Raw genomic sequence first — 14,622 nt, forward strand, 5'->3', positions numbered from 1 at the left:
GTGTTGCCTGAACTCGGCCAGATCCTGCTGCTGTGCGCGTTGCTGGCCTCGCTGCTGCAGGCCGGCCTGCCGCTGGTCGGCGCGCAGCGCGGCAACGACGCGTGGATGGCGGTGGCCCGACCGGCCGCCTTCGCCCAGCTGCTGCTGGTGGCCGGTGCCTTCGCGGTGCTGACTGCCGCCTTCGTGCAGCAGGATTTCTCGGTGCGCTACGTGGCCGAGAATTCCAATTCACTGCTGCCGATGATCTACCGCTACTCGGCGGTCTGGGGCGCGCACGAAGGCTCGCTGCTGATGTGGGCGCTGGTGCTGGCGCTGTGGACCGGTGCGGTGGCGCTGTTCTCGCGGCACCTGCCCGCGCCGGTGCAGGCGCGCGTGCTGGCGGTGATGGGCGTGGTCAGCGTCGGCTTCCTCGCCTTCCTGATCTTCACCTCCAACCCGTTCCTGCGCCTGACCCCGGCGCCGCTGGAAGGCCGCGACCTCAACCCGCTGCTGCAGGACCCGGGCCTGATCATCCACCCGCCGATGCTGTACCTGGGCTACGTGGGTTTCGCGGTGCCGTTCGCCTTCGCCGTGGCCGCCCTGCTGGAAGGCCGCGTGGATGCGCGCTGGCTGCGCTGGACCCGGCCGTGGACCAACGTGGCCTGGGGCTTCCTGACCCTGGGCATCGCGCTGGGCAGCTGGTGGGCCTATTACGAGCTGGGCTGGGGCGGCTGGTGGTTCTGGGACCCGGTGGAAAATGCCAGCTTCATGCCGTGGCTGGTCGGTGCGGCGCTGATCCACTCGCAGGCCGTCACTGAAAAGCGCGGCACCTTCGGCAGCTGGACCCTGCTGCTGGCCATCGCCGCCTTCGCGCTGTCGCTGCTGGGCACCTTCCTCGTGCGCTCGGGCGTGCTGACCAGCGTGCATTCGTTCGCCGCCGATCCCTCGCGTGGCCTGTTCATCCTGGTGTTCCTGTCGCTGCTGGTCGGTGGCAGCCTGCTGCTGTACGTGCTGCGTGCCAGCGGCCTCAGCGTGGATGCCGATGACCCGCGCCGCGGCTTCACCGCCACTTCGCGCGAGACCCTGCTGCTGGCCAACAACCTGCTGCTGGCCACCGCCTGCGCGATGGTGCTGCTGGGCACGCTGTACCCGCTGCTGGCCGACGCGCTGTCGCTGGGCAAGATCTCGGTCGGCCCGCCCTATTTCGGCAGCCTGTTCCTGCTGCTGATGGCGCCGATGGTGCTGCTGCTGCCGTTCGGCCCGCTGGTGAAGTGGCAACGTGACCAGCCGTCGCGCGCATTCGCCCTGCTGGCGCCGTGGCTGGGCCTGGCCGTGCTGCTGGGCGGTCTGGCCTGGTGGCAGGCGCCGCAGAACGGCTGGAAGGCCGGCCTCGGCGTCGCTGCAGCGGCCTGGGTTGGCCTGGGTACGGCGCGCTTTATCTGGCAGCGCCTGCGCGGCAATGGCCGCTTCACCGCCGAAATGCTCGGCATGATCGTCGCCCACACCGGCATTGCCGTGTTCCTGGCCGGCGCGCTGCTGGTGGAAGCGCTGAACGTGCAGCGCGAAGTCGCGCTGGCGCCGGGCCAGCAGGTGGTGGTCGGCCGCCATGAAGTGCGCTTTGAAGGCGTCGACCATCGCGAAGGCCCCAACTTCACCGCCGACCGCGGCCATCTGCGCGTGTTCCGCGACGGTCGCGAGCTGGCCTTGCTGCATCCGGAAAAGCGCCAGTACGCCAGCGGCGGCCAGGTGATGACCGAGGCCGGCATCGATGCACGCCTGAGCGGTGATGTCTACGTGGCATTGGGCGAGCCGCTGGGCAACAATGCATGGGCGGTACGGGTGCACATCAAGCCCTTCGTGCGCTGGATCTGGCTGGGCGCGCTGCTGATGGCCCTGGGCGGATTCATCACCGCCGCTGATCGTCGTTTCCGTCGTCCGTAGGAGTTTCCATGTCCGAGTCCCCCGCCCCGCGCCCGTCCCGCCCGCTGCCGCCGGTAGCCATCGTGATCGGCGTACTGTTCTTCTTCGGCCTGCTTGGGCTGATGATCTACGGGGTGATGAAATCGGGCGACCCGCAGCGCGACGTGCTGCCCTCGGCGCTGATCGACAAGCCGGCACCGGCCTTTGCCCTGCCGGTGCTGCACGACCCGAGCATGACCGTGCGCAGCGAAGAACTGCGCGGTGCGCCTTACCTGCTGAACGTGTGGGGCAGCTGGTGCGCGGCCTGCCGCGAGGAACACCCGGTACTGACCCGCTTCGCCGAGAGCAAGCGCGTGCGCGTGATCGGCTACAACTGGAAGGACGAGCCGACCGACGCGCTGCACTGGCTGGAAACGCTGGGCAACCCGTTCATGGTGGTGCTGAGCGATGTTGAAGGCCGCACCGCCATCGACTGGGGCGTGACCGCCGCGCCGGAAACCTTCCTGGTCGACGGCAGCGGCATCGTGCGTTGGAAGTACAGCGGCGCAATGACCCAGCAGGTGGTCGACGAGAAGCTGATCCCCGCGCTGCAGAAGATCGAGAAGGCCCAGGGCAATGCCGATGCCGGCCTGCACGGTAATCCGTAAGCCGCTGCACTGGCTGCTGCTTGCGCTGCTGATGGCGGCGGCGCTGCCCGCGCCTGCCCAGCAGCCGCTGCACGACCCGCGTCCGCTCGCCTTCCGCGACGCGGCTGAAGAAGCCCGATTCCATGACCTGGCCGCGCAGCTGCGCTGCGTGCAGTGCCAGAACCAGTCACTGGCCGATTCCAACGCACAGATCGCCCAGGACCTGCGCCGCGAGGTGCTGCAGCTGATGCAGCAGGGCCTCGACGACGAACAGATCAAGCAGTTCCTGGTCGCCCGCTACGGCGAGTTCGTGCTGTACCAGCCGCCGCTGCAGCCGGGCACCTGGCTGCTGTGGGGCGGCCCGCTGCTGCTGCTCGGCGCCGGTGGCGTGGTGGTGCTGGGCATCGTCCGCCGCCGTGGCCGCAACGTGGCGCCGGCAGCGGCCGGCAACGCCGATGAAGGAGATGGCTGGTGAGCAACCTTCTGCCCGTGCTGGCCGGTCTCGTGGCGGCGCTGATGGCCGCGCTGGTGCTGTGGCCGCTGCGTCGGCATGGCCGCCGCGGCTTCGTGCTGGGCGTGCTGGCGCTGGGCGTGGCCGGCGGCTGCCTGTACCTGCTGGTGGGCGACCCGCGTGCGGCGCAGGTGCAGCCGGCACCGTCGGTCACCACCCTGCGTGATGGAGTGAAGGCCCTGCAGCAGGCACTGCAGCGTGACCCGCAGCGCGCCGATGGCTGGGCACTGCTGGGCCGCTCGCAGGCCGAACTGGGCGATACCCGCGCCGCCGCCGAGGCCTTCGCCCGCGCCGTGGCCCTGGCCCCGGATGATGCCGGCGTACTGGTGGAAGCCGCGCAGGCGCGCGCTCAGGCCGATGCCGGCAAGCAATTCGATGACACCGCGATGGACTGGCTGCAGCAGGCCCGTCGCCTGGCACCCGATGCCGAGCGCGCTAGCTGGCTGCTTGGCATCGCCCTGCGCCAACGCGGCCGCAATGCCGAGGCGGCCGATGTCTGGAGCAGCCTGCTGCCGCGCCTGGAGCCCGGTGCCGCGCAGGCCCTGCAGGCGCAGATCGCCATCGCCCGCGAGGCCGCCGGCCAGGCAGTGGATGCACCGGCGGCGGAAGCGCCCGCCCTGCTGCAGGTCCGCGTGCAGCTGCCCGCCTCGTTGAAGCAGGCTGATTGGCCGGCCAGCACCCAGGTGTTCGTGCTCGCACGCGCCGTCGGTGGCCCGCCGATGCCGGTGGCCGCACGCAGGCTGCCGCTGGCCGGTTTCCCGGCCACGGTCGGCCTCGGTGACGGCGACAGCCCGATGCCGACCGCACCGCTGTCGGCGCATGCCGAAGTGGAAGTGCTGGCACGCATTTCGCGCAGTGGCAGCGCCAACCGCAGCGATGGCGACCTGCAGAGCGAAGTGGTGCGGGTGACATTGCCGCATGACGGCGTGGTGGAGCTGCGGTTCCCTTAAACCGCTGCGCTCGCCGGGCATGGCCCGGCGCTACCCGCGCACCCACCACCGGTAGTGCCGGCCGCTGGCCGGCAACCCACGCGTTTGCCGGCCAGCGGCCGGCACTACCGTTGTCTGCCCCGCTAGAATGCCCGCATGACCGAATTCATCCCGCCCGGCACCCGCTTCCATGCCCTGCCCTCGCCGTTCCCGTTCAAGCGCGGTGGCGCCCTGCACGGAGCACGCGTGGCCTACGAGACCTGGGGCACGCTGGCCGCCGACGGCCGCAACGCGATCCTGATCGTCACCGGCCTGTCGCCGGACGCACATGCCGCCGCCAACGCAGAAAACCCGGCCCCGGGCTGGTGGGAAGCGATGGTCGGCGCCGGCAAGCCGATCGACACCGACCGCTGGTTCGTGGTCTGCGTCAATTCGCTGGGCAGCTGCAAGGGCTCCACTGGCCCGGCATCGCTGAACCCGGCAACCGGCGAGCTCTATCGCCTCGACTTCCCGGAACTGTCGGTGGAAGACGGCGCGCGCGCGGCCATCGAGGTCGTGCATGCGCTGGGCATCGAACAGCTGGCCTGCGTGGTCGGCAATTCGATGGGCGGCATGACCGCGCTGGCGGTGCTGATGCTGCAGCCGGGCATCGCCCGCAGCCACATCAACATCTCCGGCAGCGCGCAGGCATTGCCGTTCTCCATCGCCATCCGCTCGCTGCAGCGCGAAGCGATCCGCCTCGACCCCAAGTGGGACGGCGGACGCTACACCGAAACCGACTATCCGGAATCGGGCATGCGCATGGCCCGCAAGCTGGGCGTGATCACCTACCGTTCCGCGCTGGAATGGGATGGCCGCTTCGGTCGCGTGCGACTGGATTCGGACCAGACCGACGATGACCCGTTCGGCCTGGAGTTCCAGGTCGAAAGCTATCTCGAAGGCCATGCTCGGCGCTTCGTGCGCTTCTTCGATCCGAACTGCTACCTGTATCTGAGCCGTTCGATGGACTGGTTCGACCTGGCCGAGTACGCCGACGGTGACGTACTGGCCGGGCTGGCGAAGATCCGTGTCGAAAATGCGCTGGCCATCGGCGCCAACACCGACATCCTGTTCCCGGTGCAGCAGCAGCAACAGGTCGCCGACGGCCTGCGTGCCGGCGGTGCCGATGCGCAGTTCATCGGCCTGGACTCACCGCAGGGCCACGATGCGTTCCTCGTCGATTTTGATCGCTTCGGCCCGGCCGTGCGCGGTTTCCTCGACGCGCTGTAAGTGGCCTGGCGGCGCAACCTGGCGCTGGCCGCGTTCGGCGCGCTCATCGCGCTGACGGTCAGCGGCGTGCTGCCGCTGTGGCTGGGTGGCTGGTGCCTGCTGGCCAGTGTGCTGTCGTTCGGCCTGTACGGGCATGACAAGCGCGCGGCACAGCGCAAGCAGTGGCGCATTCCCGAGCGCACCCTGCAGCTGCTGGCTTTCGCCGGTGGCTGGCCGGGCGCGCTGCTGGGCCAGGCGCTGTTCCGGCACAAGCACCGCAAGGCGGAATTCCAGTGGGTGTTCTGGCTGTGCGTGCTGGCCAACGTGGCGTCGATCGCAGTGATGCTGCGCGAGTTTTCGCGGTAAGCGCTTGAACGGGTAGTGCCGGCCGCTGGCCGGCAACCTCATGACGTTCGACGCGGATGCGCGATTGCCGGCCAGCGGCCGGCACTACCACGGCGATCACACAAACGGCCGCCGGGCATGGCCCGGCGCTACCTCGGGCGGACGGCACACGTAAATCCGCGGCGATTACGCTTCCCGTTCCAGCACGCCGTCACGCAGGCGGTACTGCGCATCGACCACGCCGTCGGGCAGATCGTCGTGGGTGATCATCAACAGGCTGCGCCCCTCCAGCAATCCGGCCAGATCCTGCAGCAGCGCATGCGCGGTATCCACGTCCAACCCTTCGGTCGGTTCGTCCAGCAACAGGATCGGTGCATTGCGCAGCAGCGCGCGCGCCAAGGCCAACCGCCTTGCCTGGCCGGCCGACATCGTCGCGCCGTTCTCGCCCACCCAGGTCTGCAGGCCGCCATTGCGCTCGGCCCACTCACCCAGGCGCACGCGGCGCAGCACTGCCCACAGCGCGTCATCGCTGGCGTCCGGATCACCCAGCCGCAGGTTCTCGGCCACCGTGCCGGCGAACACCGGCGCGTTCTGCGGCAGCCACGCCAGCTGCCGGTGCCAGTCTTCCTGGGCGAACTCGCGCAGGTCGCGACCGCCGTAGCTCACCCGCCCCTGCTGCGGATCCCACAGGCGCAGCAGCAGGCTCGACAGCGTGGTCTTGCCACTGCCGCTGTCGCCGCAGATGGCGATGCGCTCACCCGGCGCCAGGCTCAGCTGCAGGCCGGCCAGTACCGGCCGCGCCGCGCCCGGCCAACGGAAATGCACGTTTTCCCACTGCACGGCCGCGGCGCTGGGCACTGCCTGCGGCACTACCGGGTCCTCCACCGTCGGCGTCTGCTCGACGATGGACTGCAGGCGGTCCGCGGCGATGCGGCCGGACTGCAGCGACTGCCAGGCCAGGCCCATCCCCGCCCACAACTCGATCATCGCCACGGTCAGGAACACCAGGCCGGCGGCCATTTCCGCGGGAATGCGCTGCTGCTCGGCGGCCTGCAGGGCCAGCGCCAGCATCGCCACCAGACCCAGACCGGCCACCAGGCCGTGCAGGGTCGAGGCGGCGATCAGCCGCCAGCGTCGACGCCGGTCGCGCGAGGCCAGCTGCTTGGCTGCCACCCGCACCTTCAGCTGCCACGCGGCGTCGGCATGCAGCGCGGCCAGGTCACCCGCACCCTCCAGGCCTTCGAATGCAGCAGTACGCAGTGCGGCGCGATGTGCGGCACGGTCGGCCTCTTCGTCGTCATGCCCGCGCACGCCCAGCCACGGCACGCCGAAGCCGATCAGCAGCGCCAGCACGGCCAGCAGCACGGCGGCCGAGGGCAGGATCAGGGCAGCCGAAGCCACCGCCACCAGCGACAACGCGCCCAGCGCCACCAGCGGCCCGATGGCGCGCACCAGCAGGCCGTCGACCTCGCCAATGTCGCCCAGCAGGCGCGCCAGCAGGTCGCCGGTGCGCGTGGCACCCAACCGCGCCGGAGCCAGCGGCAGCGCACGGCGGAAAAACCACACGCGCAGGTCGCGGGCGATGCGCAGGGTGGCATCGTGGCCGACAAGCTTCTCGAAATAGCGCGAAACGATGCGCGCCATGGTCAGGCCGCGGATGCCGGCCGAGGGCGAGAAGAAATTGAAGCCCTGCGCCAGCCCTGCCGCACCGGCCAGCGCGGCGGCGGTGAGGAAGCCACCGGACAGGCCCAGCAGCGCGGTGCCGGCCAGCATCGTGATCCACAGCAGCAACACCGTCAGCAGCAGGCGCGAACGGTGGCGCAGGAACACCGCATGCAGCGAATCGGTCGAGCGGCTCATGCGCGCACCGCCTGTGCCGGATCGACCAGGCGCCCTTCAGGCAACAACAGGCAGCGGTCGGCCCAGGCGATCACCGCTGGGCTGTGGGTGGCCACCACCACGCTGCGGCCACGCGCGTATGCGGCCAGGCTGCTCAACAGCGCCGCTTCGGTCTCGGCATCGAGGAAGGCGGTGGGCTCATCCAGCAGCAGCACCTGTGGGTCACGCAGCAGCAGGCGGGCCAGGCCGATGCGCCGCGCCTCGCCACCGGACAGGCCGAAGCCGCGCTCGCCGATCAGCGTGTCCAGCCCCTCCGGCAGGCGCCGGGCGAACTGCAGCACCTGCGCCGCCTCGGCCACCGCGCGCAGGCGTGCATCGCTGGCACCGGGGTCGGCCAGCCGCAGATTGTCGGCGATCGAACCATGGAACAGATAGGGGCGCTGGCTGGCATAGGCCACCTGCTCGCCGGCGCGTTGCTGCACCCGGCCGGCACGCGGCGGCAACCAGCCGGCCAGCGCTTCCAGCAGCGTGCTCTTGCCCGAGCCGCTGGGGCCGACCAGGGCCAGGCGCTGGCCGGGCTCCAGCCGCAGGTCCACGCCCTGCAGTACATCGTGCGGGGCACCGAGCGGGCGCAGCACCAGACCCTGCGCCTGCAGCGGCGGCAACGCGGCCTCGGCCGGCTCCACTGCCAGCGGTGCCGGCGGCACCTCGGCCACCGCTGGCTCCTCGGGCAGCGACAGCAGCAGGCGCTCGACTTCGGCAGCGGCGGCCAGTGCATTGGCGCGGTCGTGGTAATGCGCAGCCAGCCGTCGCAGCGGTGCATAGAATTCCGGCGCCAGCAGCAGGCAGAACAGGCCCGCGCCCAGCGTCGGCACCGTCGCATGCAGGGACATCAACCCCAGGTAGCTCAGGCCGAGGTACAGGGCGACCATCGCCACGCTCACCGAGGCGAAGAATTCCAGCACGGTGGAGGACAGGAAGGCGATGCGCAGCACCTTCATCGTGCGCACGCGCACCCCTTCGGCAGCCGCTTCGATGCCGGCCAGTTCGGCCTCGCCCCGTCCATACAGGCGCAGCAGGCCCAGCCCCTTGATGCGGTCGGCGAAGTGACCACTCATGCGTGCCAGTTCACCCAGCTGCGCGCGACCGGCGGCCTCGGCGCCCCAGCCCACCAGCATCATGAAGAACGGCACCAGCGGCGCGGTGAACAGCAGGATCAGCGCCACCACCCAGTCGACCCAGGCCACCGCGGCCAGGATCAACAGCGGCACCACCACCACTTCGATGCGCACCGGCAGGAAACCGCTGTAATAGCTTTCGATGGCATCGCCGTGGTGCAGCATCAGCTCGCCCAGTTCGCCGGTGCGGCGCTGGCGCAGCCACAGCGGGCCGTGGCCGAGCAGGCGCGCGAATACGCGTTCACGCAGGGCCAGCCGGGCCGCATCGGCGACGTCACCGGCGGCGGCCTGGGTGGCGCTGCCCAGCAGCGTGCGCAGCACCAGGATGACCGCCAGCGCCGCCAGCACCGGCAGGCCGCTGGCCAGCGGCGCGCGCTCCACCAGCACCGTCTGCACCAGCCAGGCGATCGCGGCAGCCTGGCCGATCAGCAGGGCGCCGGACAGGCTGATGCACAGGGCCGCCAGCCGCTGGCGACCGCGCGCGGCATGGGCCAGGCCGGCCAGCCAGGCGGTGCGGGCACGCCGCTGCAGGGTCGATTCTTCTTCAGCGGTACGGGGCTCGGCGGCGGTCGGTTCGGCAGCGCTCAAGGTCTTCACTGGCAACGGGCATGCTCGTCATTGTAGGCGCAGGCAACAGCGGGCCCCTGCGGCGGTCGGTCGCAGTGGTCACAGGAATGGCATACGATCCCCTTGGGTTCCCATTCATACATTGATCTGGATCAAGGCTGTTTGAAGTAGTCGGTCACATCATTCACCCGTAGACCACCCTTCCCGCCACCCGCAACGGCACTATCCACGAGGTAGCCAGGCCATGATTGATCAGACAGTCGTAGAACTGTCGCGGCTGCAATTCGCTCTGACCGCGATGTACCACTTCCTATTCGTACCGCTCACGCTCGGCCTGTCCTTCATGGTGGCCATCATGGAGAGCGTGTACGTCATGACCCGCAAACAGGTCTGGCGGCAGATGACCCTGTTCTGGGGCACGCTGTTCGGCATCAACTTCGCCATCGGCGTGGCCACCGGCCTGGTGATGGAATTCCAGTTCGGCATGAACTGGTCGTACTACAGCCACTACGTGGGCGATATCTTCGGTGCGCCGCTGGCCATCGAAGGCCTGATGGCCTTCTTCCTCGAAGCGACCTTCATCGGCCTGTTCTTCTTCGGCTGGAAGCGCCTGACCCCCGTCAAGCACCTCACCGTCACCTGGCTGATGGCGCTGGGCACCAATCTGTCGGCGGTGTGGATCCTGATCGCCAACGGCTGGATGCAGAACCCGACCGGTGCGGTGTTCAACCCGGACACGATGCGCATGGAAGTGGTGGACTTCGCCGCGGTGCTGCTGAACCCGGTGGCGCAGGCCAAGTTCGTGCACACCGTCAGCGCCGGCTACGTGACCGGTGCCATCTTCGTGATGTCGATCAGCGCCCTGTACCTGCTGCGCAACAAGCACAAGGACATGGCCCGTCGCTCGTTCGCGGTGGCCGCGGCGTTCGGCCTGCTGTCCTCGCTGTCGGTGGTGGTGCTGGGTGACGAGAGCGGTTACGCCGCCAGCGAGCACCAGAAGATGAAGCTGGCCGCGATCGAAGCGATGTGGGAAACCGAGCGTGCGCCGGCCGACTTCACCGCCTTCGGCATTCCCAACCAGACCACGCACCAGAACGACTACGCGATCAAGATCCCGTACCTGATGGGCCTGATCGCCACCCGTTCGCTGAACCAGCCGATTCCCGGCATCCTGGAGCTGGTGGACCGCGCCGAGCACCGCATCCGCGGTGGCCAGCTCGCCTATGGCGCACTGGAACGCATCAAGAAGGACAAGACCGACCTGCAGGCGCGGGAGATGTTCGACCGCCACTGGCAGGACCTGGGCCACGGCCTGTTGCTGAAGCGTTACCGCGAGGACATCCTCAACGCCACCCCGGAGGAAATCTCCAAGGCCGCGATGGATACCGTGCCGCGCGTGGCACCGCTGTTCTGGACCTTCCGCATCATGGCGGGCCTGGGTTTCTACCTGATCGCGTTCTTCGCCCTGGCGTTCTACTACTCCTGCCGCAACAACTTCCAGGACAAGCGCTGGTTCCTGAGGCTCGCCGTGTGGAGCCTGCCGGCACCGTGGATCGCGATCGAATGCGGCTGGTTCGTGGCCGAGTACGGCCGCCAGCCGTGGGCGGTGGATGGCGTGCTGCCCACTTTCTACGCCGCGTCGGGCCTGGCCCTGCATGAAATCCTGACGACGCTGGCGGTGTTCACCGCGCTCTACACGGTGCTGCTGGTCATCGAGATCAAGCTGATGCTGAAGGCGATCCGCACCGGCCCGGATGACATCCTGCCGACGCTGCAGGCCGACATCCGCCCTGTTTCCCCCACTGCAGCCGCTGCCGGACAGGCCTGAGGCAGGAGAATCCAGATGGAATTCATTGCACTTGATTACACCACGCTCCGCGTGATCTGGTGGCTGCTGCTCGGCATCCTGCTGATCGGCTGGGCGGTGATGGACGGTTTCGATCTCGGCGTCGGCACCCTGCTGCCGTTCGTTGCGAAAACCGACGAGGAACGCCGGCGGGTGATCAACACCGTCGGCCCGGTCTGGGAAGGCAACCAGGTCTGGCTGGTGCTCGGTGGTGGCGCGATCTTCGCCGCCTGGCCGCCGCTGTATGCGGTCAGCTTCTCCGGCTTCTACCTGGCGGTGTTCGCGATGCTGTTCGGCCTGATCCTGCGGCCGGTCGGCTTCAAGTACCGCAGCAAGATGCCGTCCAGGCGCTGGCGCGACAACTGGGACCGCGTGTTGTTCGTCGGTGGCCTGCTGCCGGGCCTGATTGCCGGCGTGGCGGTGGGCAACGTGCTGCTGGGCGTGCCGTTCCACTTCGATGACACGCTGCGCGTGACCTACACCGGTTCGTTCTTCGGCCTGCTCACGCCGTTCGCGCTCATCGCCGGCCTGGTCAGCGTGGCCATGCTGGTCTCGCACGGTGCAGCCATGCTGGTCATCAAGACCGACGGCCCGGTGGCCGAACGTGCCGCACGCTACGGCAGCATCGCCGCGCTGATCAGTTTTCTGCTGTTCGCGGTGGCTGGCCTCTGGGTGGCCTTCGGCCTGCCCGGTTACCAGATCACCTCGCAGGTGGTGACCGACGGCCCGACCAATCCGCTGCTGAAGACGGCGGCGATCGGCACGGCTGCCGGTGGCTGGCTGCGCAACTACAGCAGCATGCCGGCCACGATCGTGTTCCCGGTGCTGGGCCTGCTGGGTGCGCTGGCCAGTGCGGTGCTGCTGCGTGCACGCCGCGGCGGTCTGGCCTTCATCGCCTCGGGTGCGTCCATCGCCGGCATCATCCTCACCGTCGGCTTCGCCATCTTCCCCTTCCTGCTGCCGTCCTCCAGCCAGCCCACCTCCAGCCTCACCGTCTGGGACAGCTCGTCCAGCCACCTGACGCTGTGGATCATGCTGCTGGCCACGGCCATCTTCCTGCCGATCATCCTCGCCTACACCACCTGGGTGTACCGCGTGCTGAAGGGCAAGACGACGGTTGAAGAGATGGGCGACAACCCGAACGCGTATTGATGGCTTGCATCCGTGCCGACCAACGGTCGGCACCCACCACGAGCAACAGGTGCCGAGCAATGGTCGGCACCCACCACGAGCAACAGGTGCCGACCCACGGTCGGCACCTGCCCCGAATGAAGGAGATACGAGCATGTGGTATTTCGCCTGGATCCTTGGCACTGGCCTGGCCTCCACCGTGGCCATCCTCAACGGCATGTGGTTCGAATCGCGCGAGCGGAACCGCCTCGAGAAAGAAAACAGTCGCTGAGCTGTAAAAAAACCTTGCCGCCTTGGCCTTCACACGGTATCTTAGGCGGCTCCTTCGGGGTGTAGCTCAGTCTGGTAGAGCGCTACGTTCGGGACGTAGAGGTCGCAGGTTCGAATCCTGTCTCCCCGACCACTTCGGTGGTCGCATTGAAGCCTGGTGAAGTCTTCCAGGCTTTTTTGTTCCCTGAAGGATTCCATTGCTTCGGCAGTGTGAAGAAACACCATTTACCCCTTGCCGCCATCGGGGTGAATGGATAGAATAGGCGGCTCCCTTCGGGGTGTAGCTCAGTCTGGTAGAGCGCTACGTTCGGGACGTAGAGGTCGCAGGTTCGAATCCTGTCTCCCCGACCACTTCAGTGGTCACCAAGAAGCCTGGAAGACGACAGTCCTCCGGGTTTTTTTTGTGCCATTCGCTTGGCGGCATCCCGCCCGGCCCGGCCCCGTACAATGGGCACCCTTTTCCCCACCCCTGCACCGGCCTGGCCCGGTGCCGGCGCTGCACGCCCAAGACGCCGCGTGCGCCACCTGCAAGGACCCGCCGCATGACGTCCCCGACTTCGCCCTCACCCTCGCTGCTGCACGGCCGCCTGCTGGCGTTCGCCGCCATCCTGCTGGCGGCGGTCAACCTGCGTACCGCGGTCACCTCCATCACTCCGCTGCTGGACGTGCTCGGCCAGCAGTTCGGCTTCGGCACCACCATGACCGGCGTGCTGGGCATGCTGCCCACCGCCTCGTTCGCGCTGTTCGGCGTGGCGACCCCGGCCGTGGCCCGGCGCCTGGGCCTGGAGCGCACCACGCTGCTGGCGATGACCCTGGCCATGGCCGGCCTGCTGCTGCGCTCCAGCGCCGGCAACGTCGGCACCCTGCTGCTGGGCTCGGTGATCGCGCTGGCCGGCATGGGCATCGGCAACGTGGTGGTGCCGCCGCTGGTGAAGCGCTACTTCGCCAACAAGGTGGGCACGATGAGCACGCTGTACATCAGCGTGCTGCAGCTGGGCACGATGACCCCGGCGCTGCTGGCGGTGCCGGTGGCCAATGCCGCGGGCTGGCGCGTGTCGCTAGGCATGTGGGCACTGCTGGCCCTGGCCGCCGCCCTGCCCTGGCTGATGCTGGCCCGCCGCGCGCCGAAGCCGGTGCAGGACGGCAGTGATCCGACCGCGCAGCCGCACGGCAGGGTCTGGCGCACGTCGCTGGGCTGGAGCATGACGCTGATGTTCGGCATGACCTCGCTGATGACCTATTCGATGTTCACCTGGCTGCCGCGCATCGTGGTCGAGGCCGGTGCCACGCCGGCGTTCGGTGGGGTGATGGTGGCGGTGTTCTCGGCGCTGGGCCTGCTGCCGTCGCTGGTCATTCCCTCGCTGGCGGTGCGCCTGCCGAACCCGTTCCCGCTGGTGCTGATCGGTTTCTTCGCCTTCGTCATCGCCTTCACCGGCCTGCTGCTGGCACCGCTGAAGGCGCCGCTGCTGTGGGCGGCGCTGCTGGGCGTGGGCCCGTCGACGTTCCCGCTGGCACTGACGCTGATCAACCTGCGCACGCGCACCCCGACCGGGTCGGCGGCGTTGTCCGGCTTCATGCAGGGCGTGGGCTACAGCTTCAGCTGCCTGGGGCCGTTCCTGGTGGGCTGGCTGCATACGGTGAGCGAGGGCTGGACGTTGCCGTTCGGGTTCCTGTTTGGCTGCGCGGCGCTGATGCTGGGGGCGTCGTGGGTGGCGTGCAAGCCGCGGAAGCTGGAAGACCTCTGGTAAGGGGTTGGGGTGCTGCGGCAGGGCTGCGCCCTGCACCTGCTTACTTCAACTTCAAAATCAAAATCAGAATCAAAGGCGGCTCTGGGTTGCTGCTGGTTGGGCGGGGCGGTGTGGGCTTGCAGGACACGCCGTAAACCCGTCCATGGGGGCTCGATGGCGCCTTGCTCGCGTGCGCTGTCCTGCGCACGCGGCAAGACCGGGGTTGGGCGTCCTGCCCAACCCGCCCGAGGCATGCCTCGGGCCCATGGCGCCTGCGGTCCTGCAAGCCCACACCGCCCCACCCCCGACAATTTCCGTGTGACGGTTGGACTTCCCATGTGGCGGGTGGATGTGATCTGTCAGATTGGAATCTGATGGGGTGCGCACGTCTCTGTCACGAGGCTTCTACACATCGCTTCGGCATCTGCTGACGTAGGGTGTCCAATCATGACGCGGAGGGGCTGGCCTTCTGGGCGGCTCTCTACCCCGGGTCAGGGCGCGACGGC

The 14,622-nt window shown here is 68.6% G+C and carries 12 protein-coding genes and 2 tRNA genes; 12 read left to right on the forward strand and 2 right to left on the reverse strand.

The features are described from left to right. The 6 genes from C1925_RS13585 (at nucleotide 1) to C1925_RS13610 (ending at nucleotide 5,579) form a co-directional block, all read left to right on the forward strand. Complete coding sequence (locus tag C1925_RS13585) at nucleotides 1–1,920, forward strand: heme lyase CcmF/NrfE family subunit (RefSeq protein ID WP_108770716.1); 1,920 nt, start codon at nucleotides 1–3, stop codon at nucleotides 1,918–1,920. Nucleotides 1,921–1,928: 8 nt separating this feature from the next. After that, complete coding sequence (locus tag C1925_RS13590; protein WP_079222496.1) at nucleotides 1,929–2,546, forward strand: DsbE family thiol:disulfide interchange protein; 618 nt, start codon at nucleotides 1,929–1,931, stop codon at nucleotides 2,544–2,546. Between the two features lie 4 nt (nucleotides 2,547–2,550). Next, nucleotides 2,551–3,000 carry a cytochrome c-type biogenesis protein gene (locus tag C1925_RS13595; protein ID WP_108770717.1) on the forward strand — a complete coding sequence of 150 codons (450 nt, stop codon included), beginning with the start codon at nucleotides 2,551–2,553 and terminating at the stop codon, nucleotides 2,998–3,000. Beyond that, a complete protein-coding gene (locus tag C1925_RS13600) occupies nucleotides 2,994–3,986 on the forward strand; it encodes a tetratricopeptide repeat protein (RefSeq protein WP_108769354.1) in 993 nt (330 codons plus the stop codon). Before C1925_RS13595 ends, C1925_RS13600 begins: the two co-directional genes overlap by 7 nt. Nucleotides 3,987–4,121: 135 nt before the next feature. After that, complete coding sequence (locus C1925_RS13605; protein ID WP_108769355.1) at nucleotides 4,122–5,234, forward strand: homoserine O-acetyltransferase; 1,113 nt, start codon at nucleotides 4,122–4,124, stop codon at nucleotides 5,232–5,234. Next, the gene (locus C1925_RS13610) at nucleotides 5,235–5,579 is read left to right on the forward strand and encodes a DUF1294 domain-containing protein (RefSeq protein WP_108769356.1); all 345 of its coding nucleotides are present in this window, start codon (nucleotides 5,235–5,237) and stop codon (nucleotides 5,577–5,579) included. 165 nt (nucleotides 5,580–5,744) lie between these two features. Here C1925_RS13610 and cydC read toward each other — a convergent pair whose 3' ends face one another. Then, a complete protein-coding gene (gene cydC, locus C1925_RS13615) occupies nucleotides 5,745–7,418 on the reverse strand; it encodes a thiol reductant ABC exporter subunit CydC (RefSeq protein ID WP_108769357.1) in 1,674 nt (557 codons plus the stop codon). Next, the gene (cydD, locus tag C1925_RS13620; RefSeq protein WP_108769358.1) at nucleotides 7,415–9,163 is read right to left on the reverse strand and encodes a thiol reductant ABC exporter subunit CydD; all 1,749 of its coding nucleotides are present in this window, start codon (nucleotides 9,161–9,163) and stop codon (nucleotides 7,415–7,417) included. The genes cydC and cydD overlap by 4 nt, the downstream gene beginning before the upstream one ends. A gap of 223 nt (nucleotides 9,164–9,386) precedes the next feature. Between cydD and C1925_RS13625 the strand changes: the two genes are divergently transcribed. The 6 genes from C1925_RS13625 (at nucleotide 9,387) to C1925_RS13650 (ending at nucleotide 14,137) form a co-directional block, all read left to right on the forward strand. Beyond that, nucleotides 9,387–10,970, forward strand: coding sequence for a cytochrome ubiquinol oxidase subunit I (locus C1925_RS13625; RefSeq protein WP_108769359.1), 1,584 nt, complete (start codon nucleotides 9,387–9,389; stop codon nucleotides 10,968–10,970). Between the two features lie 15 nt (nucleotides 10,971–10,985). Beyond that, entirely contained in the window at nucleotides 10,986–12,140 is a 1,155-nt protein-coding gene (gene cydB / locus C1925_RS13630; RefSeq protein WP_108769360.1) for a cytochrome d ubiquinol oxidase subunit II, read from the forward strand. A 133-nt stretch (nucleotides 12,141–12,273) separates the two neighbouring features. Continuing rightward, nucleotides 12,274–12,390 carry a cytochrome bd-I oxidase subunit CydX gene (gene cydX, locus C1925_RS13635; RefSeq protein WP_079222503.1) on the forward strand — a complete coding sequence of 39 codons (117 nt, stop codon included), beginning with the start codon at nucleotides 12,274–12,276 and terminating at the stop codon, nucleotides 12,388–12,390. Nucleotides 12,391–12,445: 55 nt separating this feature from the next. After that, nucleotides 12,446–12,522 (forward strand) — tRNA-Pro (locus C1925_RS13640). 141 nt (nucleotides 12,523–12,663) lie between these two features. Then, a tRNA-Pro gene (locus C1925_RS13645) sits at nucleotides 12,664–12,740 on the forward strand. A 191-nt stretch (nucleotides 12,741–12,931) separates the two neighbouring features. Continuing rightward, nucleotides 12,932–14,137, forward strand: coding sequence for an MFS transporter (locus C1925_RS13650; protein ID WP_108769361.1), 1,206 nt, complete (start codon nucleotides 12,932–12,934; stop codon nucleotides 14,135–14,137). Nucleotides 14,138–14,622 lie beyond the last annotated feature (485 nt).

Origin of the sequence: Stenotrophomonas sp. SAU14A_NAIMI4_5 (assembly GCF_003086795.1) — a bacterium.
In the GTDB taxonomy this organism is placed as follows: Bacteria; Pseudomonadota; Gammaproteobacteria; order Xanthomonadales; family Xanthomonadaceae; genus Stenotrophomonas.